This window comes from Mesorhizobium sp. M0923, assembly GCF_040319365.1.
GTDB lineage: Bacteria > Pseudomonadota > Alphaproteobacteria > Rhizobiales > Rhizobiaceae > Mesorhizobium.
The window spans coordinates 79,753-99,515 of the sequence record NZ_JAMYNW010000010.1; the positions used below are offsets into that span (position 1 = coordinate 79,753).

The window sequence follows — 19,763 nt, forward strand, 5'->3', positions numbered from 1 at the left end:
CGCACGAACGAAAACAGGAGCAGCCACCTTGTCCTACAGAAGAAGATTTGAGGAGTTCGGTGTCGCCTGGCCGTCGCTCGAGCGGCCTGCTTTGCCGTTCTCGCCGACGGTTCGGGTCGCCGACATCGTCTATGTCTCCGGTCAGATTCCCGAGATCGCGCAGGAGATCGCCGCGATCGGCCAGGTCGGCAGAGAGATCGATCTGGCTGCTGCGCAGAACGCCGCCCGGCTCTGCGCGGCCAACATCGTCTATTGGCTGGACAAGGAACTGGACGGCAATCTTGACCGTGTCGTGAAATTCGCCAAGCTGACCGTCTATGTGAATGCGACGGCCGGCTTTTCGGCCTATTCGGAGGTCGGCAACGGAGCATCCGAATTTCTGCTCCATGTTTTCGGCGAGCGTGGCGAGCACGCCCGCTGCTCGCTCGGCATGGCCGGCTTGCCGGCCAATGTTCCGGTCGAAGCCGACGCTATCGTGCATGTCCGCTAGGGAAGTCGCTCGAAATAGCCAGTGAAACCAGCAGGAGGCTTGGCTTGATGGATGCAAATCTTGAGGGGCGGAGGGCGCTTGTTCTCGGCGGAGGCAAGGGCCTCGGTTTCGGCGTTGCCGAAGCGCTCGCGGCGAAAGGCGCCGAGATCATCCTGGTCGGACGAGGGGAGGCGACCCTGGATGTGGCGCGGCGCGCTATCGAGGCCGCCGGCCACATCTGCTCGACCTTCAGCGCCGACCTCTCCGACCACGACAGCGTCTCCCGGCTGATCCATGCCGTCGAGGACGAGCATCAGCGGATCGACATCGTCCTGCTCAATGGCGGCGGCCCGCCGCCCTTCGCGGCCAGCGTCTTCGATGCGAGCGTCTGGGAGAAGCAGTTCACCAGCATGGTGCTGAGCCAGATGCGCGTTGCCATTTCTTTCCTGCCAGGCATGCGGGCGCGGCGCTGGGGACGCATCATCGCCGTTTCCTCGACTTCCGTCCGCGAGCCGATCCCCGGCCTTACCGCCTCGAATGCGCTGCGTGCGTCGCTCGCCGGGTGGGCCAAGACGCTGGCCGGCGAAGTGGCGGCGGACGGCGTTACCGTCAACCTGTTGCTGCCTGGCCGTTTTGCGACGGACCGGACCAAACAGTTCGACGCCATGGACGCCGCCGACAGGGGTGTCGACGCTGCCGTGATCGCCGCCGAGAGTCAGGCCGATATCCCGGCAAAGCGCTACGGCACTCCCGCCGAATTCGGTGCGGTTGCAGCATTCCTGGCCAGCGACGCCGCCGCCTATATTACCGGCGTGGCTTTGCCGGTGGATGGCGGGCTCAGTCGCGGCATGGTGTGAGGAGCAGGGGGCGGCGGCGCGAATGGTCGCATCACACAGGAACGCCCCTCGTGCCTTTTATCTGCGCGGGGGGCGTCCTGGTGATCGTCCGCCTTTTCTCAAGATCGCTCTTTCGAGAACGGCGTTCGACACCGAAAAAATGCTCCGGCGCCAAAATGGTTCCCGGCTAAGTGGTTTTTTCGGCGGGCAATAGCCCGGTTTTCGCTGTCGTATTTGCCGCCGCCGCGCATCTCCACGAGTGTTGCAAATCAAAAAAATTGACACAGCGCGCAAAGAAGTCTACAAGAATTTTGTCGATGTTTGTTTGACCGACTTTTGTTATCCGCGTGCCGAGGCGCGCCTTTGACGAACTTCCCCATCAAAATCGAGACAAACGTTGTTGTGCATCCGCATGACGGCGAACGAATATTTGCCATGGAAAGGGTTCGTTATGAGCACAGGCACAGTTAAATGGTTCAACGCCACCAAGGGTTTTGGTTTTATTCAGCCTGACGACGGTTCTGCCGACGTTTTTGTCCACATCTCAGCCGTCGAGCGCGCCGGAATGCGCGACATCGTCGAGGGCCAGAAGCTTGGCTACGAGATGGTCCGCGACAACAAGTCGGGCAAGATGTCCGCCGACCAGTTGAAGGCGGCCTAAAACGGAATTCAGCCTCACCGGTGACCACGGATGTACTGGCACCGGTGAATGGCAAATTCCAGCACATGATCGCGGGGAGGTTAAGCCCCCGCTCATGCGCATGAGAAGAACGTTTCTTTGCGCGTCTCTCGGGATGCGCATGCGCTCTCATGGAAGGTCAGGCGGTGCCTGGCCTTTTTCATTTTTGCGCTTCGACCGCCGAAAGAGCGCTGCTCGACGGCCCGGACGTGCTAAGAGGCTGTTTCGAAATTCGCTCTGACGGCCATCAGACGGCCGTCAGAGTAGAATTCCAAACGGTCTCTGAGGACGTTCCAGCAATTTGAAACCGGCTGCCGTATTGCTTTGTGCGGGATCCTGGCCGAAAGACCAGTCTCGCCACTTTTCGGCGGCGCGCTCCGAACCGGGAGAAAGACCTTGACCGCAACTTCAAAAAGACCCCGCGACCAGGCCGAATCCATTTTTAGCAAGACGCGGACCCAGTCGATGTCGCTCGACCGCATCAATTCCGAACGGGATGCCGTCAGCCAGGCGCGCGAAGCCAAGACCGCGCGGCTGCGCGAACTGCGCCTGGAAAAGGAAGCCGACGACATGGCGGCAGCGCTCGCGGCCTCGCCGAAACGCGCGGGCAAACGCTGATGGCCACCAAACGCGTGCCTCAAAAGGCGATCGCCGCCGATTCGACCATCGCCGATGTCGTGGGTGAACTCGACAAGCCGGTCGAATATGTCCGGCGCGTGCTCGAAAAGCTCGAGCGCTGCCGGCGTGTCCACGGCGATGCCCAGGTGCGGCTCGGCGTGCGCGGCCGTGCCGAATGCCCCAATTATCTGATCGAATACGTCCGGGAAAACGCCAAGACGCACGAGCGCGTGACCTATCAGGACGCCGCCTACAGTGGCAGCACGCATCGCGAGCTGGCGCCCCGGCACATCGAGGAAGCCAGGAACTGGTCGCCCGAAGAAATGAACATCACGGCCGTTTCGGCGCTCATCGGCCGCCTTCGCAATCCGAATGCGCCATCATCGCGTTTCTCTGACGAGGATTGATATGGCAATCAAGTTTTCCGCCAAGGGCCAGCCAGCCGCGCCTGCTGCCGCCGTGAAGCCGGCCAAGCCGGCCGCCGCACCAAAAACCGGTGAAGCCGCCGAAGCGGGTACCGATCTGTTCAGGTCGCCGGCCGAAGCACCGCCGCGCAAGCCGAAGAAGAAATAGCACCCTTGCAGCAAAATGCCGGCCGGAAATCTGCGCCAAGGCTGCTTGCCCTGGCGGTCGCAGAGGATTTTTTGTCGCCACAAGAGGGCGCCGATCCGGTTGCCTTCGATTGCCAGACCTGTGGCGCCTGCTGCGCCTACTCGTCAAGATGGCCGCGCTTTTCAACCGAGGATGACGCGCAACTCGACCTTATCCCGCAAAAATACGTGGCTGCCGATGAAGCCGGCATGCGCTGCGACGGCGCGCGCTGTTCGGCACTGTGCGGCGAGGTCGGCAAGTCGACCGCCTGCGGCATCTACGAGATCCGTCCCGACGTCTGCCGCGCCTGCATGCCGGGCGATGACGACTGCCTGATGGCGCGCCTGGCTCACGGACTGCCGACGCTGTAATGACGGCCCTCGGGCTGGCGTCTCACTTTTGAAATTCGTCAGTCAGATGAGCGAAAGTCGCTGCGGTAGAGGCCGCGCGATCGTCCGGTCAACCGTTTGAATGCCTGCGAGAACGACGGCACCGACTCATATCCGACGGCGCACCCGATCTCGCCAATGTTCTGGTTCGTTTCCCGCAGAGCCTTGGCGGCAAGGTTCATCCGCCAGCGAGTCACATAGGACAGCGGCGGCTGTCCCACGAGTTGAGCGAAGCGACGCGCGAAGGTGGCCCGGGACTGTGCCGCGCCGCTGGCAAGGGAAGCGATAGTCCAGGGACCATCCGGCCGCTCGTGGATCAGGCGCAAAGCCTGCGCAATGCCTTTATCGCGTAAGGCGCCAAACCATCCGCCTGTTCCGAGAGGCTGATGTTCTATCCAGGCACGCAATAAGAAGATCAACGTGCTGTCGAGAAGACGTGGGGCGACAATGTCGTGACCGCCGAGATTGCTTTTTGCTTCGACCTGCAGAAGTTCCAGGGCAAGCCGCAGCGGCTCGCTGGTGTCGATCTGATCTCGGGTCAAATGGATCAGCGGTGGAAGCAGCGAAACCATCGGATATGGTCCGACGCCGTCGAGTGAATATCTCGCACAAAGAAGAGTTGTCGCGCCGCTCTCGCTTTTCGGTTCCAGTCCGCTCCGATTTGCGGAAAGGACGGCGGATATCGATGCCGTCGGTGCATCCGCCGGATTGCAAAGGGCATGCCCGATACCGCTCGCGACAAGGATGACGTCTCCCTCGCCTAAGCGGATCGGCTCCTTTTCACCGGCTAGCCGCAGCCAGCATTCGCCGTTCTGTATGACGTGGATGGCGGCATTCCTTGTCGGATCGACCGAAATACCCCATGGCCGATGCAGGGTCGCGCTGCCGATCATGGCGCTGCCAAATCTCAGCGAAGCAAGAACTTCGGACAAGGCATCCATGAGAACCATCCTCCGATGATGAATCGGACAACGATATTAGACGATTGGATAAGAATCTAGCGGAATGGCATATCGACCATCTCACAAGCGTGGCTGATTATGTTGGCAATGTCGGCCTGCGGACGCTCCTGTCCACAACAGGCGGAAGCAGCCACCTCACGGAGCAAAACATGCGTGACGAACCATCAAATCCAGTTACAGCCAAGAGTCATAATTCGCTCGAAACCAACAAGACGATCGTCCTGGACTTCATCGACAAAGCAGTAAACCAGGGCAACATCGAAGCTGCTTCGATGCATTTTGGCGAACGCTACATCCAACATAATCCGAACATTGCGGATGGTGCGGACGGCTTCAAAGCCTATCTGCAGCAGCTCAAACAGTCATTTCCCCTCGTGAGGGGAGAGGTGAAGCGGATTTTTGCCGAAGGGGATTTCGTCATCGTGCACATGCACGCAAAACGCGAACCCGAAGAGGAGGGCTTGGCCATCGTCGACATTTTCAGGCTGAACGAAAGTAAGCTCGTCGAACACTGGGAAGTTCGGCAACCCATCGCGGATAGCAAGCTGCACGCCAATAGCATGATCTGAATGCGGATAGGCTCTCAGGCTGGCTTGTGCCCGCACGTTTCGCTGATTACGCTGCCGGCGGCAGGGCCAGCACCGGGAGACCATCTGTGAGCATCGAATTCCTGTTGACGTCGCTGATTGTCGTGGCTTCGCCCGGCACTGGCGTTCTCTATACGCTGAGCGCCGGGCTTTCGCGTGGTGCGCGTGCCAGCATCATTGCCGCTTTCGGCTGCACGCTCGGCATCATTCCGCATATGGCGGCCGCCATCACCGGCCTCGCGGCTCTGCTGCACACCAGCGCCGTCGCCTTCGAGACGCTGAAATATCTCGGCGTCGCCTACCTGCTCTACATGGCCTGGAACACGCTGAAGGAGAAGGGCGGCCTGAGCGTCGACGAAAATGTCGCGCCGCGCTCGGCCGGCAAAGTGATCACTTCGGGCATCCTCATCAACATCCTCAATCCGAAGCTGTCGATCTTCTTCTTTGCCTTCCTGCCGCAATTCGTCAGCACCACCGAATCGCATGCGCTGTCGAAGATGCTGGAGCTCAGCAGCGTCTTCATGCTGCTCACCTTCGTGGTCTTTGTCGGCTACGGCATCTTCGCGGCGTCGATCCGCAGCCATGTCGTGTCGCGACCAAAGGTGCTGACCTGGATGCGCCGCACCTTCGCCGGAGCCTTTGTCATGCTCGGCGCCAAACTGGCGCTGGCGGACCGGTAGACAGCCTTATGCCTTCACGTAGCCCATGGCCTCGACAATCTGCCCGTCCGCCACACGCATCAGGTTGACGCCGCGCAGCGAATTGCCGTCGGCCATCCAGTAGCGCCAGCGGATCGTCGCCCGGTCGCCGGCGACGAAGGTTTCTTCGATGTCGAAGCGCATGCCGGGTCCGGTCGCGATCGCCGACCACAGTTCGACGCAGGCGCCCTTGCCGATGCGGCGGGCGCCGTCCGGGGCCGGCGTGGTGTTCTCGATCACGCAATCTTCCGCCACCAGATCGTCGAGCGCCGACGCGTCGTGGCGCTGGAAGACGTCGTTGTAGCGCCGCATGATCTCGGCCGTTTCGGCGGAGCGTTTTGCCGCGGCGATGTCGATGATGAGTTCCTGTGTCATTGGATATTCCTTCCCTTCAGTGATCAGCAACGGTTTCGACGAGGCGGGCCTTGAGCGTGATCGCCGCGACGCCGGCCAGCGCCCGCGACACGAGGCAGCTCTCCTTGGCCGTCTGCGCCAGCCGCTCGAAATCCCCGGCAGCCAGCCCGGCCACGCTTGCCTCCGTCTCCAACTCGATACGGGTGATCGTCGGTCCGGCCGCGGTGGCGCCGAGATGCGCTTTCGCGATTGTGTGAATGCGTGCGGGAGTATAACCTTCGCGGCCCAGGATGGCGCTCAGCGCCATCGAGAAGCAGCCGGCATGCGCCGCCGCGATCAATTCCTCCGGGTTGGTGCCGGGACCGTTCTCGAAACGCGACGGGAAGGAGTAGGCGCCTTCGAATACGCCGCTGCCTAGCCTCAGCCGGCCCGAACCTTCTTTCAACGATCCCTGCCATTGGGCCTCTGCTTCACGAATGGTCATTGTGTCTCTCCTTTGATTTGAGGGGGTCAATCAGATTTTGGGGGCGAACCAGTCAGGCGCCGTCGACGACCACTTTCCCGAAGACGTCGCCTTGCTGGAAATAACGGTAGGCGTCTTGGGCCTCGTCGAAGGCGAACACCTTGTCGATGACAGGCTTAAGCCGATGCACCGAGATGGCGCGCAGCATGGCTTCGAGGTTGGTGCGATTGCCGACGAAGAGGCGGCTGATGGTGGCGAGGCTGCGCTGGTAGACCGGGCCGGGGATCTGCACCGTCCCGCCTTTCGCATCCTGTATGGTGAGAAGCACGATGCGCCCGTAAAGCGCGCAGGCGATCATCGATTGCGCGAAGGTCGGCGGGCCGCCGGTCTCGACGACGAGGTCGATGCCACCGGTTTGCTCGCGCACAGCTGCACCCCATTCCGGCATGTCGGCCGTCGAGACGACGAGGTCGGCGCCCAGCGCCCGCAGCCGGTCCAGCTTCTCGCCGCGCGAGCTGACGGCCACGACCCGGCAGCCGAGCAGCTTGGCGAATTGCAGCGCAAACAGCGCGACGCCACCTGAACCGATGACCAGAACCCACTGCCCGGGCTTCGGCATCTCGGCCGCCGTCACGGCATTCCAAGCGGCCAGGCCGGCACAGGTCAGTGTCGCCGCTTGATGCCAGTCGAGATGATCGGGAAGCCACACCGCCCATTGCTCGTCGAGCACCGCGTATTCAGTCAGCATCCCGTCCAGCGTGCAGCCAAGCTGGTCGATCAGCCCGGCATTGATGCGGCCATCAATCCAGCGTGCAAAATAGCTGCCGGTGATGCGGTCGCCGGCGGCAAAGCGGGTGACGGCATCTCCGACGGCAACGACTTCCCCAGCACCGTCGCTCAGCGGGATAACGCCTTGGCGCGGCGTCAGCGGATAGGTGCCGTTGAGGATCATCGTATCGCGGCGGTTGAGCGATGTGGCGCGGACACGCACGACGATCTCGTGCGGCTTCGGCGTCGGCTGCGTCCCGTCGCGCATCACCAGGCACTTGGTCACGCCGGTTCCTTCAAGACGGTAACTACGCATTCGCCCCTCGCTGATATATAGACTGATCTACATATTATATAGACCGGTTGTCATATTCGAGGCAAGGCCTATAATGCTCATTCCTGACAGAGGTTGACATGGCGAACGACACCCGCACCCGTATACTCGAGACGACGGCGCTGCTGCTAAGGCAGCGCGGCTACCACGGCACGTCGCTCAACGACATATTGAGCGCCTCAGGCGCACCGAGAGGCTCGCTCTACTTCCACTTTCCGGGCGGCAAGGATCAGCTGGTCGTCGAGGTTACGCGCGATAGCGTCGCCGATGTGACGCAGAGGCTGGACGCCGCGCTCGCTGCCGAAAAAGATCCGGCGGTGGCGGTCCACCACATCTACCAATCGGTCGCGCGCATGCTGGAAGACAACCAGTTCACGCTCGGTTGCCCGATCGCGCCCGTGGTGTTGGATTCGCCGACCGACATGCCGGAGTTGGCTGAGTTGTGCCGGTCGGCCTTCGAGCAATGGATAGGCCTGCTCAGGGCGGCCTTCGTCAGGGCAGGGGTGCCCGAGCGCCGCGCGCACGCGCTGGCGCTGCTGGTCGAATCATCGCTGGAAGGGCTGATGGTGATCGCACGCGCGACCCGCGACCGCGCCCCGGTGCTGGCGGTAGCCGATGAGGTCGCGGCGCTGATTGAGGGGGCATTGCCGGCGAAAGAGATCGCAGTCACGGCGCATTGACGTTTCGCGCTTCCACGGCATCGAGGCCAGCGCGGAGCCCTGCCGAAGGGCCGACGCTCCAGCTCTGCAATTCACGTTCTGCGCCGACGCCGAAGAAACGGTCAGGGGTATGCTTCCGCTTGCTTTGGAATCGGACCGCCTCTCATCCTCCGTCCCATCAACGAAAAAGGGCGACCTCTCGGCCGCCCTTTCCGTACATGAAGGCTGATGGGTTGGATTAGAAATCCATACCGCCCATGCCGCCCATGCCGCCGCCGCCCATGCCGCCAGGCATGCCGCCGCCAGCCGACTCCTTCTTCGGAGCCTCCGCAATCATGGCTTCGGTGGTGACCAGCAGGCCGGCGACCGAGGCCGCGTCCTGCAGAGCCGTGCGCACAACCTTGACCGGATCGACGATACCCATGGCGATCATGTCGCCATATTCGCCGGTCTGGGCGTTGTAGCCGAAGGTCGCGCCCTTGTTCTCAAGGATCTTGCCGGCAACGATCGATGCTTCCGCACCGGCGTTGGCCGCGATCTGACGGGCCGGAGCCTGCAGCGCGCGACGCACGATGCTGATGCCGGCGGTCTGGTCGGAGTTGGCGCCGGTTGCCTTGATGCTCAGCGAAGCGCGCAGCAGTGCGACGCCGCCGCCGGGAACGATGCCTTCTTCGACGGCCGCACGGGTCGCGTTGAGGGCGTCATCGACGCGGTCCTTCTTTTCCTTGACTTCCACTTCGGTCGCACCGCCGACGCGGATGACGGCAACGCCGCCCGCCAGCTTGGCGAGACGTTCCTGCAGCTTCTCCTTGTCGTAGTCCGAGGTGGTCTCCTCGATCTGCTGCTTGATCTGGGCGACGCGGCCCTGGATCTCGGCCTTCTTGCCGGCGCCGTCGACGATGGTGGTGTTCTCCTTGGAGATCGACACCTTCTTGGCGCGGCCGAGCATGTTCAGGCCGACATTCTCGAGCTTGATGCCGAGGTCTTCGGAGATGACCTGGCCACCGGTGAGGATAGCGATGTCTTCCAGCATGGCCTTGCGGCGATCACCGAAGCCAGGCGCCTTGACGGCGGCGATCTTCAGGCCGCCACGCAGCTTGTTGACGACGAGCGTGGCCAAGGCCTCGCCCTCGACGTCTTCCGAAATGATGACCAGCGGCTTCGAGGTCTGCACGACAGCCTCGAGGATCGGCAGCATGGCCTGCAGGTTGGAGAGCTTCTTCTCGTGGAGAAGAATGTAGGCGTCTTCCAGATCCGCAACCATCTTCTCGGCGTTGGTGACGAAGTAGGGCGAGAGATAACCGCGGTCGAACTGCATGCCTTCGACGACTTCGAGCTCGGTCTCGGCGGTCTTGGCTTCCTCGACGGTGATGACGCCCTCATTGCCGACCTTCTGCATCGCTTCCGCGATCATCGAGCCGACCGAAACGTCGCCATTGCCGGCGATGGTGCCGACCTGGGCAACCTCTTCCGAGGTCTTGATCTTCTTGGCGTTCTTGATCAGCGTCGCGACGACGTCGGCGACGGCGAGGTCGATGCCGCGCTTGAGGTCCATCGGGTTCATGCCGGCGGCAACCGCCTTGTGGCCTTCCTGGACGATCGACTGTGCCAGAACGGTCGCGGTCGTGGTGCCGTCGCCGGCGATGTCGTTGGTCTTCGAAGCAACTTCGCGGACCATCTGCGCGCCCATGTTCTCGAACTTGTCTTCAAGCTCGATTTCCTTGGCGACGGTGACGCCGTCCTTGGTAATGCGCGGTGCGCCGAACGACTTGTCGATGACGACGTTGCGGCCCTTGGGGCCGAGCGTGACCTTCACCGCGTCGGCGAGGATGTTGACGCCGCGCAGCATGCGCTCACGAGCGTCGCGGGAGAATTTTACGTCTTTGGCAGCCATTTTTAGCTCCTGGCAGGGGCTTGGATTGAGCCCGAAGATTTAAATGAGGGTGAGGCCGATATTCAGCCGATGATGCCCATAATGTCGGCTTCCTTCATGATCAGAAGGTCTTCGCCATTGAGCTTGACTTCGGTGCCCGACCACTTGCCGAACAGGATGCGGTCGCCGGCCTTGACGTCCAGCGGGACGAGCTTGCCGGCTTCGTCACGGGCGCCGGAACCGACGGCGATGATCTCGCCTTCCTGCGGCTTTTCCTTCGCCGTGTCGGGGATGATGATCCCGCCCGCGGTCTTGGATTCGGATTCGACCCGACGAACGACCACGCGGTCATGAAGCGGGCGGAACTTCGACTTTGCCATTTTTTATTCCTCGATGAGAATGGTGAGAACAGTTCCTCCGTCCGGCGGCGCCGGACATGGTTAGCACTCATCTTGGGGGAGTGCTAACGTGGCGCTGAAATAGTCTGGCAACTCGCGCGAGTCAAGGCGCCCGGTGAGCATCATCAGAACAATTGCTTCAAACGGATGCTTCAAACAGATACTTGACCAAGTCAACTAAATGGCTGATCTTACCGGCAGGAGGATGCCATGACCATTCATCATCACCCAGGCAAGGAGCGGATCGACGCGGTGCGAGCCTTCAACCGCTTCTATACCCGCCAGATCGGGCTGCTCGACGAAGGGCTGCTGAAAAGCACCTTCTCGCTGACCGAGGCGCGGGTGCTCTATGAACTGGCGCATCGCGATGGCCTGACCGCCACGGACCTTGGGCGCGATCTCGGCCTCGATCCCGGTTATCTCAGCCGGCTGCTGAAGAAATTCGAGGAACGTCATCTGGTCGAGCGCGCCACGATCGAGGCGGATGCAAGGCGTTCGTCGATCGCCCTGACCAAGGCCGGGCGGCAGGCTTTCGCGCCGCTGAACCAGGGCTCGCACGACCAGGTCGCGGCATTGCTCGACCGGCTTTCGGTTCCCGAACAGGACAGGCTGGTCAAGGCCATGCAGACGGTGCAGCGTCTGCTGGGCGCGACCGCCGAACCCAACATTCCCTACACGCTGCGGCCTCTGCAGGTCGGCCACATCGGCTGGATCATCCATCGCCAGGGCCTGCTCTACGCGCAGGAATATGGCTGGGACGAAACCTATGAGGCGCTGGTCGCTGAAATCCTCGGCACATTCGTCAAATCCTTCGATCCGAAATGGGAACGCAGCTGGATCGCCGAGCGGGAAGGCGAGGTCGTCGGCTCCGTCTTCGTCGTGCGCCAGTCGGACGCGGTGGCGAAATTGCGCCTGCTCTACGTCGAGCCCTCGGCGCGAGGTCTCGGCATCGGCAAGCGGCTGGTCGAGGAATGTATCGGCTTTTGCCGCGCCACGGGTTACAGGACACTGACGCTGTGGACCAACGACGTGCTCGCCGCCGCCCGCCACATCTATGAGTCTGTGGGCTTTAAATTGACCAACGAGGAGTGCCACCATTCCTTCGGCAGGGATCTGGTCGGCCAGAACTGGAACCTGGAACTGTAGCAGCGCTTCCGGCGCTTCGGCGTCGGCCTGCCGTGCCTCACCCTTTGATCGGTATCCAGATTTCCAGCCCGCCATTGCCGCTGCGCGGATCAAATTCGGGGCCGTAGCGCTCGAATTCCGGCGCATCGGCGATCTCGTGCCCAGAGGCTGGCAGCCATTTGTTCCAGATCGTGTTGACCGTGCGGCGGATGGTCGAGATATGGTCACGATGGGCGAACACGGCGTATTTCTGCGCCGGCACGCGCACACGCCAAAACTCCCTCGGCAGGTCCGAAAAATCGGACACTTCGACGCCAGCGATGTAGTCGAAATTGCCGGCGTCGTCGCCGTTGACGCAGACGCCATAGGCGACGTCGCCGATCTCGCCAGGAATGTTGCCAATATAGGGGCCGAACCGCTGCCACTGCATCGGGATGCCGGCGCTGGTTTCGCAGCTGTAGCGCTCGCCGAGACCGGCGATGAGAAACGGCCGGCTGGTCTCAAAACGCGGTGGTTCGAGAGTGGCGAGAAAGGACTGGTCCATCAGGATCGGCTCCACAAGATCGAGGTTGTCGAGCGAGCCTTGTGCGCGTACCAGTTCCGGCGTGGTGCCGAACTGGTCGCGGAAGGCGCGGGTGAAGGCCTCATGCGAGGCATAGCCGGCGTCGAGCGCGACCGAGAGGATGTCGGGTGCGCCGGCGCCAAGCTTGCGCGCCGCTTCGGTCAGTCGGCGAGAACGGACGTAGCTCATCACCGAACGGCCGGTAGCCGCGCCGAAAGCCCGCGTCACATGAAAGCGCGACACCCCGCTGCTCGTGGCGACATCGTCCAGCGAGACTGCTTCGGGCAGATGGCTTTCGACGAACCACAGCGCCTTCTCGGTCGGATTCATTTGGCACCTCGCATTGGCCCAGTCTCCGCATTGGCCCAGTCTTTACATGGCCCAGTCTTTACATTGGCCATGTCTTATATTGGCAAGATTATGGTGCCGCTTCCTGGCGGAGGCAGTTTGATCGAAATTGCGCACTGCGCAAATCGAGAGCGACGGTCGTCGGCAAGTCGCAGGCGTCGCGCGAAAAGGCTTGACAGGAAGCGGGCAAACGTCCTTTTAAATGTAATGTTATTACATCACGAGGTCTATACGGCTCCTTCTGACAAGACTTATTGCGCTGTGATTGGCGGAAAACTAGGGTGGCTGACTGATGGTCCCCGAGTCGAAAGGCAAGGGGTGAAAAGGGAACACGGTGAGATCTTCGGATCGAGGCCGTGGCTGCCCCCGCAACTGTAAGCGGTTAGCAAAATCCGAAGTGCCACTGGCCGGCAAGGCTGGGAAGGCAGGATGGCGCAAAGACCCGCGAGCCAGGAGACCTGCCATCAGCATGAGTTGACCGGACGGGGTGTGCCGGGAGGAGACGTGGACATCGGTCTTGTCGGCCGGTCCGTCCAGCTTCCTTCCGTCGCCATTGAGAAAGTGACGGTAAGTTGGACGCCTCCCAGCCTCTTCTTGAAGCGTGTGAACTGAGCGCGACGACGAATGCCCGGTGCCTGGTCAGCGCGGTGAGCCTTTCGATAGCGCCGGGCGACCGCCTCGCCATCATCGGCCCCAACGGCGCCGGCAAGACGACGCTGCTGCGCATGCTATGCGGTACGCTGCGGCCAAGCGCGGGAGATGTGAGATTTTCCGGACGCCGGCTGGAGAGGTTTTCGGCCGCCGAGCGGGCACTGCACATGGCGGTCGTTGGCCAGACCGACCAGCCTGATCCGCGGCTTGCCGTGATCGACTACGTCGAGCTTGGGCGCGTCCCGCATGCCGGCTTGCGACGGAGGAGCGAGCAACGCGACATCGTCATTGAAGCACTTCGCAGAACCGGCCTGCTGCCGCTGCTCGGCCGCACGATCGGCTCGCTATCCGGTGGCGAGCGGCAACGCGCCCAGTTGGCGCGCGCCATCGCCCAGGAGCCCAAAATCCTGTTCCTCGATGAACCGACCAATCATCTCGATCCGCGCGCCCGCAGCGACCTTCTCGAACTCGTATCGCAGTTTGGCATGACCGTCGTGGCGGTGCTTCATGATCTGTCGCTTGTCACGCCATTTGCCACCAGGGTCGCGGTGATGAACGAGGCCCGCCTGCAGGCACTTGCCAGTCCGCGCGAGGCGCTGACCAAGAAGTTGATCCGCGAGATTTTCGGCGTTGACGTGCTTTGGCTGCGCCATCCCACCGAAGACCGCGAACTCACGGTCTTCGACGTTCCGAACCGCGCCTCTTCACATCCCGATTTGACCAAGGAGCAACATCCGTGAAACGCCTCGTACTGTCTTTTGCCTCCCTCCTACTTGCCCAGACCGCCTTCGTTTTCCGGTAACCGTTGATAGCTGCGGCACGCCGCTGACGTTCGACGCCGCGCCGAAGCGCGCCGTCATCCAAGATCTGAACATGGCGGAGATGGCCTTCGCGCTGGGGCTGCAACCATCGATCGTCGGCCTGACCGGCATCACCGGATGGTATAAGGTCGGTCCGGAATTCAAGGCCGAGCAGGGCGCGATCCCGGAACTCGCGCCGAAATACCCGACCCTCGAAAACCTCGTCGCCGTCGAGCCCGATTTCTTCTTCGCCGGCTGGTATTACGGCATGAAGCCTGGCGGCGAGGTGACGCCCGATACGCTGGCCCCGCACGGTATCAAGACGCTGGTGCTGACGGAAAGTTGCGTCCATCTCGACCAGAACCGCCCCGCAGCCTCGATGGACCTGCTCTATGGTGATGTCGAAAAGCTGGGCAAGATTTTTGGCAAGGAGGCGGAGGCGGGAAAGCTTGTTTCGAACTGGAAGGCGCAGCTCGCCGATATCACGGCAAAGATCGGCGACCGCACGGGAACGCGTGTGTTTCTTTACGACTCCGGCGAAGACAAACCCTTCACATCAGGCAAGTTCGCGATCCCCAGCGCCATGATCGCCGCAGCCGGCGGCGACAACATCATGGCCGACATGCCGACGAGCTGGGGCAATACGGATTGGGAGACGGTGGCGGCCCGCAATCCGCAATTTCTTATCCTGCTCGACTACCAGGACGGCGGCTACAGAAAACTGCTCGATTTCCTGAAAGCTCATCCGGCGATGAAGGAGACTGAGGCGGTCAAAAATGAGCACTTCATTGCGCTGCGCTATGCCGAACTGACGCCTGGGCCTGCCAACATCGAGGCGATCGGCAAGATCGCCAGGGCGATGCACCCGGAAGCTTTCTGAGCTTGCGCCAGAGAGCGTTCGAATTGGCGATGACAGCAGGAGCAGCAGCGATTGCCGCTCTTGCTCTGCTGTCGATTGCCTATGGATCGACGGTCATCGCGTTGAGCGACGTGATTGCTGCGCTCGGACATGCCGCCGGGCTGGACGGAGACATCGTGTCCGGTCCGGCCGGCAAGATCCCGATTGCCAAGATCGTCCTCGATCTTAGGCTACCGCGCACGATTATGGCCATCTGTGTCGGCGCCGGGCTGGGCGTCATCGGCGCGCTGCTGCAGACGGTAACGCGCAACGACCTCGCAGATCCGTTCTTGTTCGGCCTGTCGTCCGGAGCCGCGGCCGGCGCGGTTTCCGTCATCACCATTTTTGGCGACCATTTCGGTATCTGGACGTTGCCGGTCGCGGCCTTCACGGGCGGCGTATTGGCCGCCGGCATCGTGCTTTTGCTGGTTTCGCGGGTGAGGGGGCAAGGCCCCGAACGGCTGATCCTCGCCGGGCTTGCCGTCTCGTTCATGTTCACTGCCTTGACTAACTATCTCGTCTTTGCCGGAGACCAGCGCGCCGCTCACTCGGTGTTGTTCTGGACGATGGGCGGGCTCGGGCTGGCCCGTTGGGACAATATCGAGCTGGCTGCTCTGGGCGCAGGCACCATCCTTGTTTATGGACTTTGGAACCACCGCCGGCTCGACGCTTTCCTGGCCGGCGAGAATGCCGCTGAAAGCCTCGGCGTCCCGGTTGCGCGGATGCGCAGGATGACATTTCTCGTCGCCGCTTTCTCGACGGCGATCCTTGTCTCGGTCGCAGGCGTCATAGGTTTCGTTGGCTTGATGATCCCACATCTGTCCAGGACCCTGGCCGGCCCGCTTCATCTGCGCCTGATTGCAAGCTGCGCCCTCTTCGGAGCGGTGCTGTTGCTGGCAAGCGACCTTCTCGCGCGCACGCTGCTGCCGCCGCAGGAACTGCCGATCGGCATCATCACCAGTTCGGTCGGCGCTTTCTTCGTGGTCACGATGCTCATTCGCAATCGCTCATGATGTGACTGCCATGCACATTTGCCGCCTTCTGGCACAATCCGGGTTCCTTGAATTATGAGCACGCTTATTATATATGTCGCTCATGGTTTCCGACGGCATCGACAGATTGGGCTTTTTGATCCACGACGTGCAGCGCCTGATGCGCAAGCGCTTCGAGGCGCGCGCCAGTGGTTTCGGCCTTTCTTCGGCGCAATGGCGGCTTCTGGTCCGTGTCGCCAAGGAGGCGGGTGTCGCGCAGGCGCGGCTTGCCGAGCTTCTCGAAATCGAGCCGATCAGCGTCTCGCGCCTTGTCGATCGCATGGAGGAGGGCGGCTGGATCGAGCGCCGTCCCGACGCAACCGACAGACGAGTGCGCATGATTTTCCCGACCGCCAAGGCGAACGCAGCCTACGCCCACGTCAAGAGCCTTGCCGCCGAGGTGTATGAGGAATCGCTCGTTGGCGTTTCGCCGGAAGATCGCCGCGTCCTGGTCAAGGCGCTGGAGACAATGGTGCAGAATCTTGCGGATGGTGAGACGCCGCCCTCGGAAAAAGTGAAGAATACGGAAGGCGCAGCAGCATGAACGCGGTAGCCAAAGTAGATAAGAATGCGGCCAAGCTGGAGATGGAAGCTCCCGCGAAGCCGGCGGCAGCTCCGGTAACGGCCGCTGCGCAGGTAGCTCCGGCGCCAGTGGCGCCGAAGAAGAAGCGTCGTGCCGGCCGCTTCCTTTTGATGTTTGTGCTGCCCGCTGCGTTGATCGCCGGCGGCAGCTATGTCTGGGTGACCGGCGGCCGCTATCAGGAGACCGAGAACGCCAATCTGCAGCAGGCCAAGGTGTCGATAGCCGCCGATACGGCGGGCCGCATCGTTCAGGTCGATATTTTCGACAACCAGTCTGTCAAGCAGGGCGACGTGTTGTTCGCCATTGATCCCGAGCCCTACCGGATCGCATTGGCCCAGGCCGATGCGGCGGTGGCCGGCGCGCGGCTCAATGTCGAGCAGCTGCGTGCGGCCTACAGCCAGGCGCTGGCGCAAGAGAAGTCCGACGAAAGCCAGGTCCAGTACGCGCAGTCGCAGTATGACCGCGCCGCCGACCTTGCCCGCAAGGGCATCAACGCCAAGTCGTCGCTGGACGAGGCCAAGAACGACCTCGACAAGGCCAAGCAGCAGCTGGCCGTGGCCCAGCAAGGGATCGTCAGCGCCAAGGCGGCACTTGGCGGCAATCCCGACATCGAGACCGACAAGCATCCGACAGTGGTGGCGGCGCTCGCTGCACGCAACAAGGCGGCCTACGATCTGGTCCAGACAACAGTCAAAGCGCCTGCCGACGGCATCATCAGCCAGGCCGCTTCGTTCAAGGTCGGCCAGTATGTCGGCTCGGGCACGCCGCTGTTTTCGCTGGTCGAGACCGGCGATACCTGGGTCGACGCCAATTTCAAGGAAACGCAGCTCACCAACATGAATCCGGGCCAAAAGGCCGAAATCGTGGTCGACACCTATCCGGGCAAGACGTTCGAAGCCACCGTCAAGGCGATTGGCGCCGGCACCGGGGCCGAGTTCTCGCTGCTGCCCGCGCAGAACGCCACCGGCAACTGGGTCAAGGTCACGCAGCGCATTCCGGTCCGCCTGGAGTTGACCGACGCCGACTCCAAGATGGCGCTGCGCACCGGCATGAGCGCGACCGTCACGGTGGACACCGGCGTTTCCCGCGGGCTGCCGGGCATTTTCCGCCGCGCCACGGCAGGCGAGGCCAAGTAAAGAGGCCTGACAGCGGCCGCATGGCAAACAGCGAGATGGATGCAGGTGACAGGATTGGTCCGAGGGAGGCGCAGGAAGAGTTGAATGCGTAGACGGGCTGCGCTGCGGCCTGGCTAAACCAGACAACGTTGCGCAGGATCTTCGGTCCTCAGGTTTCCGGGCGGCAGGCGCCCGCTTTGTCGAGACGCTCAGTCGATGTAACCCCCACATCGATGCTCGCGTCCCACCGCGATGAGGGTCTCTCTGCAGCGAGGGCCTCGCCGTCCGGAAACCTAATGTACACGTTTTTGTTACCTGCTGGAAGTTTTACGTCATGAGCACCCCAGAACCCTTTCGCGAAGTACCGCACCGCGGCCTGATCACAGTTGCGCTCATGCTGGCGACGATCATGCAGGCGCTCGACACGACGATCGCCAACGTCGCGCTGCCGACCATGACCGGCGATCTCGGCGCCTCCCCCGACAACATCAACTGGGTGCTGACCTCCTACATCGTTGCCGCCGCGATCATGACGCCGGTGACCGGCTGGCTTGCCGACCGCTTCGGTCGCAAGGAGCTGTTCCTGACGGCGGTGGTCGGCTTCACCGTCTTCTCCATGCTGTGCGGCATAGCCTGGAGCCTGGAGACCATCGTTCTCTTCCGGCTGATGCAAGGCGTCTTCGGCGCGGCCATCGTGCCGCTGTCGCAGACCTTCCTGCTCGACATCAACCCTAGGGAACGCCACGGCCAGGCCATGGCCATCTGGGGCGCCGGCATCATGCTGGGACCGATCCTTGGCCCGACGCTGGGTGGCTGGCTGACCGAGAATTTCAACTGGCGCTGGGTGTTCTTCATCAACCTGCCGGTCGGCATCATCGCCTTCCTCGGCATGGCCGCATATCTCCCCAGCGTGGCCCGGCGGGTGCGCAGCTTCGATTTCTTCGGCTTCGCCATGCTCTCGCTCGGTGTCGGCGCGCTGCAACTGATGCTCGATCGTGGCGGTGAGGTCGACTGGTTTTCCTCGATCGAGATATGGATCGAGCTTGGTCTTTCCATCACCGGCTTCTGGGTATTCACCATTCACACGTTGACGGCGGAGCACCCCTTTATCGACCCGAAGATCTTCCTCGATCGCAATTTCGTCACCGGGCTGGCGTTCATCTTTGTCATGGGCGTGCTCATTTTGGCGAGCATGTCGCTGCTGCCGCCAATGCTGTCGACCATCTTCGGCTATCCGACCCTCACCATCGGCATCGTCCTGGGGCCACGCGGTGTCGGCACGATGATCGCGATGCTGTTCGTCGGGCGGATCATGCACAGGATCGATGCCAGGATCCTCGTCGTCATCGGCTTCCTGCTGACCGCGCAATCGCTCTATACGATGTCCAGCTTCTCGCCGCAGATGGACAACTGGCTTATCCTCAGCTCCGGCGTCATCCAGGGCCTTGGAATGGGAATGGTGTTCGTGCCGCTGTCCACCGTGGCCTTCGCCACGCTCGACGCACGCTTCCGCACCGATGCCACGGCGTTGTTCAGCCTGGTGCGCAATCTTGGCTCGTCGATCGGCGTGTCGGTGGTGACGGTTCTGCTGGTACGCAACACGCAGATCAACCACGCTGAGCTCTCGGCCTATATCAATCCGTTCAATCCCAACCTCTGGGCGGCGTCGCCGGCAGCGGCGGGCGGCGATCCGACGGCGCTGTCGCTGATGGATGGCATGGTCAATATCCAGGCGATGATGGTCTCCTACGTCAATGACTTCAAGCTGCTGATGATGATGACACTGCTTGCCGTCCCGTTTGTTTTCCTGCTGCGCAAGCCAAAGGCTGCGCCGCCCGCCGGTGGAGCGCCTGCCGCGCATATGGACTAAGTCTCACGGCTCCGGCAACCGCGACCGACTCACGGCTTCCGTTGCCTGTGCCGGTCGCGTCGGCGTTGAGCCGGTTCACCTGCCATTAGTATATCCCGACCA

Annotated in this window: 23 protein-coding genes, 1 pseudogene and 1 riboswitch; of the genes and pseudogenes, 17 read left to right on the top strand and 7 right to left on the bottom strand. The window is 62.1% G+C overall.

What is annotated here, in order from left to right; translation table 11 throughout:
• The first annotated feature begins 28 nt into the window (after nt 1-28).
• The 7 genes from NKH89_RS18535 (at nt 29) to NKH89_RS18565 (ending at nt 3,564) form a co-directional block, all read left to right on the top strand.
• Nucleotides 29-490 carry a RidA family protein gene (locus NKH89_RS18535; protein ID WP_031195259.1) on the top strand — a complete coding sequence of 154 codons (462 nt, stop codon included), beginning with the start codon at nt 29-31 and terminating at the stop codon, nt 488-490.
• A 47-nt stretch (nt 491-537) separates the two neighbouring features.
• Nucleotides 538-1,326 carry an SDR family oxidoreductase gene (locus NKH89_RS18540; RefSeq protein ID WP_023722748.1) on the top strand — a complete coding sequence of 263 codons (789 nt, stop codon included), beginning with the start codon at nt 538-540 and terminating at the stop codon, nt 1,324-1,326.
• 430 nt (nt 1,327-1,756) lie between these two features.
• Nucleotides 1,757-1,966, top strand: coding sequence for a cold-shock protein (locus NKH89_RS18545; RefSeq protein ID WP_010915421.1), 210 nt, complete (start codon nt 1,757-1,759; stop codon nt 1,964-1,966).
• 414 nt (nt 1,967-2,380) lie between these two features.
• Entirely contained in the window at nt 2,381-2,602 is a 222-nt protein-coding gene (locus NKH89_RS18550; RefSeq protein ID WP_031195260.1) for a hypothetical protein, read from the top strand.
• A complete protein-coding gene (locus tag NKH89_RS18555) occupies nt 2,602-3,009 on the top strand; it encodes a hypothetical protein (RefSeq protein WP_023722751.1) in 408 nt (135 codons plus the stop codon). Before NKH89_RS18550 ends, NKH89_RS18555 begins: the two co-directional genes overlap by 1 nt.
• A 1-nt stretch (nt 3,010) precedes the next feature.
• A complete protein-coding gene (locus tag NKH89_RS18560; RefSeq protein WP_023722752.1) occupies nt 3,011-3,175 on the top strand; it encodes a hypothetical protein in 165 nt (54 codons plus the stop codon).
• Between the two features lie 71 nt (nt 3,176-3,246).
• Nucleotides 3,247-3,564 (top strand): YkgJ family cysteine cluster protein, encoded by a 318-nt coding sequence (locus NKH89_RS18565; protein ID WP_036245865.1) that lies wholly within the window; start codon nt 3,247-3,249, stop codon nt 3,562-3,564.
• Between the two features lie 38 nt (nt 3,565-3,602).
• Here the strand turns inward: NKH89_RS18565 and NKH89_RS18570 are convergent, their stop codons facing one another.
• On the bottom strand, nt 3,603-4,532 hold the full coding sequence (locus NKH89_RS18570; protein ID WP_352909487.1) for an AraC family transcriptional regulator: 930 nt from the start codon (nt 4,530-4,532) through the stop codon (nt 3,603-3,605).
• 35 nt (nt 4,533-4,567) lie between these two features.
• Here NKH89_RS18570 and NKH89_RS18575 point away from each other — a divergent pair, with 35 nt between their 5' ends.
• The gene (locus tag NKH89_RS18575) at nt 4,568-5,113 is read left to right on the top strand and encodes a nuclear transport factor 2 family protein (protein ID WP_023722755.1); all 546 of its coding nucleotides are present in this window, start codon (nt 4,568-4,570) and stop codon (nt 5,111-5,113) included.
• A gap of 86 nt (nt 5,114-5,199) precedes the next feature.
• The gene (locus NKH89_RS18580) at nt 5,200-5,811 is read left to right on the top strand and encodes a LysE family translocator (protein WP_023722756.1); all 612 of its coding nucleotides are present in this window, start codon (nt 5,200-5,202) and stop codon (nt 5,809-5,811) included.
• 6 nt (nt 5,812-5,817) lie between these two features.
• Here the strand turns inward: NKH89_RS18580 and NKH89_RS18585 are convergent, their stop codons facing one another.
• Genes NKH89_RS18585 through NKH89_RS18595 form a run of 3 tightly spaced genes read right to left on the bottom strand, consistent with a single transcriptional unit; the run spans nt 5,818 to nt 7,700 of the window.
• Nucleotides 5,818-6,204: a nuclear transport factor 2 family protein gene (locus NKH89_RS18585; protein ID WP_352495556.1), complete on the bottom strand. Its 387-nt coding sequence runs from the start codon at nt 6,202-6,204 to the stop codon at nt 5,818-5,820.
• Nucleotides 6,205-6,220: 16 nt separating this feature from the next.
• On the bottom strand, nt 6,221-6,667 hold the full coding sequence (locus NKH89_RS18590; protein ID WP_023722760.1) for an OsmC family protein: 447 nt from the start codon (nt 6,665-6,667) through the stop codon (nt 6,221-6,223).
• Between the two features lie 52 nt (nt 6,668-6,719).
• Entirely contained in the window at nt 6,720-7,700 is a 981-nt protein-coding gene (locus NKH89_RS18595; protein ID WP_352495554.1) for a zinc-dependent alcohol dehydrogenase family protein, read from the bottom strand.
• A gap of 128 nt (nt 7,701-7,828) precedes the next feature.
• Here NKH89_RS18595 and NKH89_RS18600 point away from each other — a divergent pair, with 128 nt between their 5' ends.
• On the top strand, nt 7,829-8,428 hold the full coding sequence (locus NKH89_RS18600; protein WP_352495553.1) for a TetR/AcrR family transcriptional regulator: 600 nt from the start codon (nt 7,829-7,831) through the stop codon (nt 8,426-8,428).
• Nucleotides 8,429-8,645: 217 nt separating this feature from the next.
• On the opposite strand, the gene groL is transcribed toward NKH89_RS18600, so the two are convergent.
• Nucleotides 8,646-10,301, bottom strand: coding sequence for a chaperonin GroEL (groL, locus tag NKH89_RS18605; protein ID WP_352481739.1), 1,656 nt, complete (start codon nt 10,299-10,301; stop codon nt 8,646-8,648).
• A 62-nt stretch (nt 10,302-10,363) separates the two neighbouring features.
• Nucleotides 10,364-10,660: a co-chaperone GroES gene (gene groES, locus NKH89_RS18610; protein WP_006333965.1), complete on the bottom strand. Its 297-nt coding sequence runs from the start codon at nt 10,658-10,660 to the stop codon at nt 10,364-10,366.
• Between the two features lie 228 nt (nt 10,661-10,888).
• Between groES and NKH89_RS18615 the strand changes: the two genes are divergently transcribed.
• Nucleotides 10,889-11,824: a bifunctional helix-turn-helix transcriptional regulator/GNAT family N-acetyltransferase gene (locus NKH89_RS18615; protein WP_352909489.1), complete on the top strand. Its 936-nt coding sequence runs from the start codon at nt 10,889-10,891 to the stop codon at nt 11,822-11,824.
• 37 nt (nt 11,825-11,861) lie between these two features.
• Here the strand turns inward: NKH89_RS18615 and NKH89_RS18620 are convergent, their stop codons facing one another.
• Complete coding sequence (locus NKH89_RS18620; RefSeq protein WP_352909490.1) at nt 11,862-12,695, bottom strand: GyrI-like domain-containing protein; 834 nt, start codon at nt 12,693-12,695, stop codon at nt 11,862-11,864.
• A gap of 294 nt (nt 12,696-12,989) precedes the next feature.
• Nucleotides 12,990-13,193, top strand: a riboswitch (cobalamin riboswitch).
• A gap of 92 nt (nt 13,194-13,285) precedes the next feature.
• On the opposite strand from NKH89_RS18620, the gene NKH89_RS18625 reads away from it, so the two are divergent.
• The 6 genes and pseudogenes from NKH89_RS18625 (at nt 13,286) to NKH89_RS18650 (ending at nt 19,661) form a co-directional block, all read left to right on the top strand.
• Nucleotides 13,286-14,104 carry an ABC transporter ATP-binding protein gene (locus NKH89_RS18625; protein ID WP_352909492.1) on the top strand — a complete coding sequence of 273 codons (819 nt, stop codon included), beginning with the start codon at nt 13,286-13,288 and terminating at the stop codon, nt 14,102-14,104.
• Nucleotides 14,101-15,044: pseudogene (locus NKH89_RS18630) on the top strand (ABC transporter substrate-binding protein). The gene NKH89_RS18625 and the pseudogene NKH89_RS18630 overlap by 4 nt, the downstream one beginning before the upstream one ends.
• Nucleotides 15,045-15,073: 29 nt before the next feature.
• Entirely contained in the window at nt 15,074-16,075 is a 1,002-nt protein-coding gene (locus tag NKH89_RS18635) for a FecCD family ABC transporter permease (RefSeq protein WP_352481735.1), read from the top strand.
• Between the two features lie 82 nt (nt 16,076-16,157).
• Nucleotides 16,158-16,637 (top strand): MarR family winged helix-turn-helix transcriptional regulator, encoded by a 480-nt coding sequence (locus tag NKH89_RS18640; protein WP_352909561.1) that lies wholly within the window; start codon nt 16,158-16,160, stop codon nt 16,635-16,637.
• Nucleotides 16,634-17,812 carry an HlyD family secretion protein gene (locus NKH89_RS18645; protein ID WP_352909493.1) on the top strand — a complete coding sequence of 393 codons (1,179 nt, stop codon included), beginning with the start codon at nt 16,634-16,636 and terminating at the stop codon, nt 17,810-17,812. Before NKH89_RS18640 ends, NKH89_RS18645 begins: the two co-directional genes overlap by 4 nt.
• A 313-nt stretch (nt 17,813-18,125) precedes the next feature.
• Nucleotides 18,126-19,661, top strand: a complete 1,536-nt coding sequence (locus NKH89_RS18650) for a DHA2 family efflux MFS transporter permease subunit (RefSeq protein ID WP_352495547.1) — start codon at nt 18,126-18,128, stop codon at nt 19,659-19,661.
• Nucleotides 19,662-19,763 lie beyond the last annotated feature (102 nt).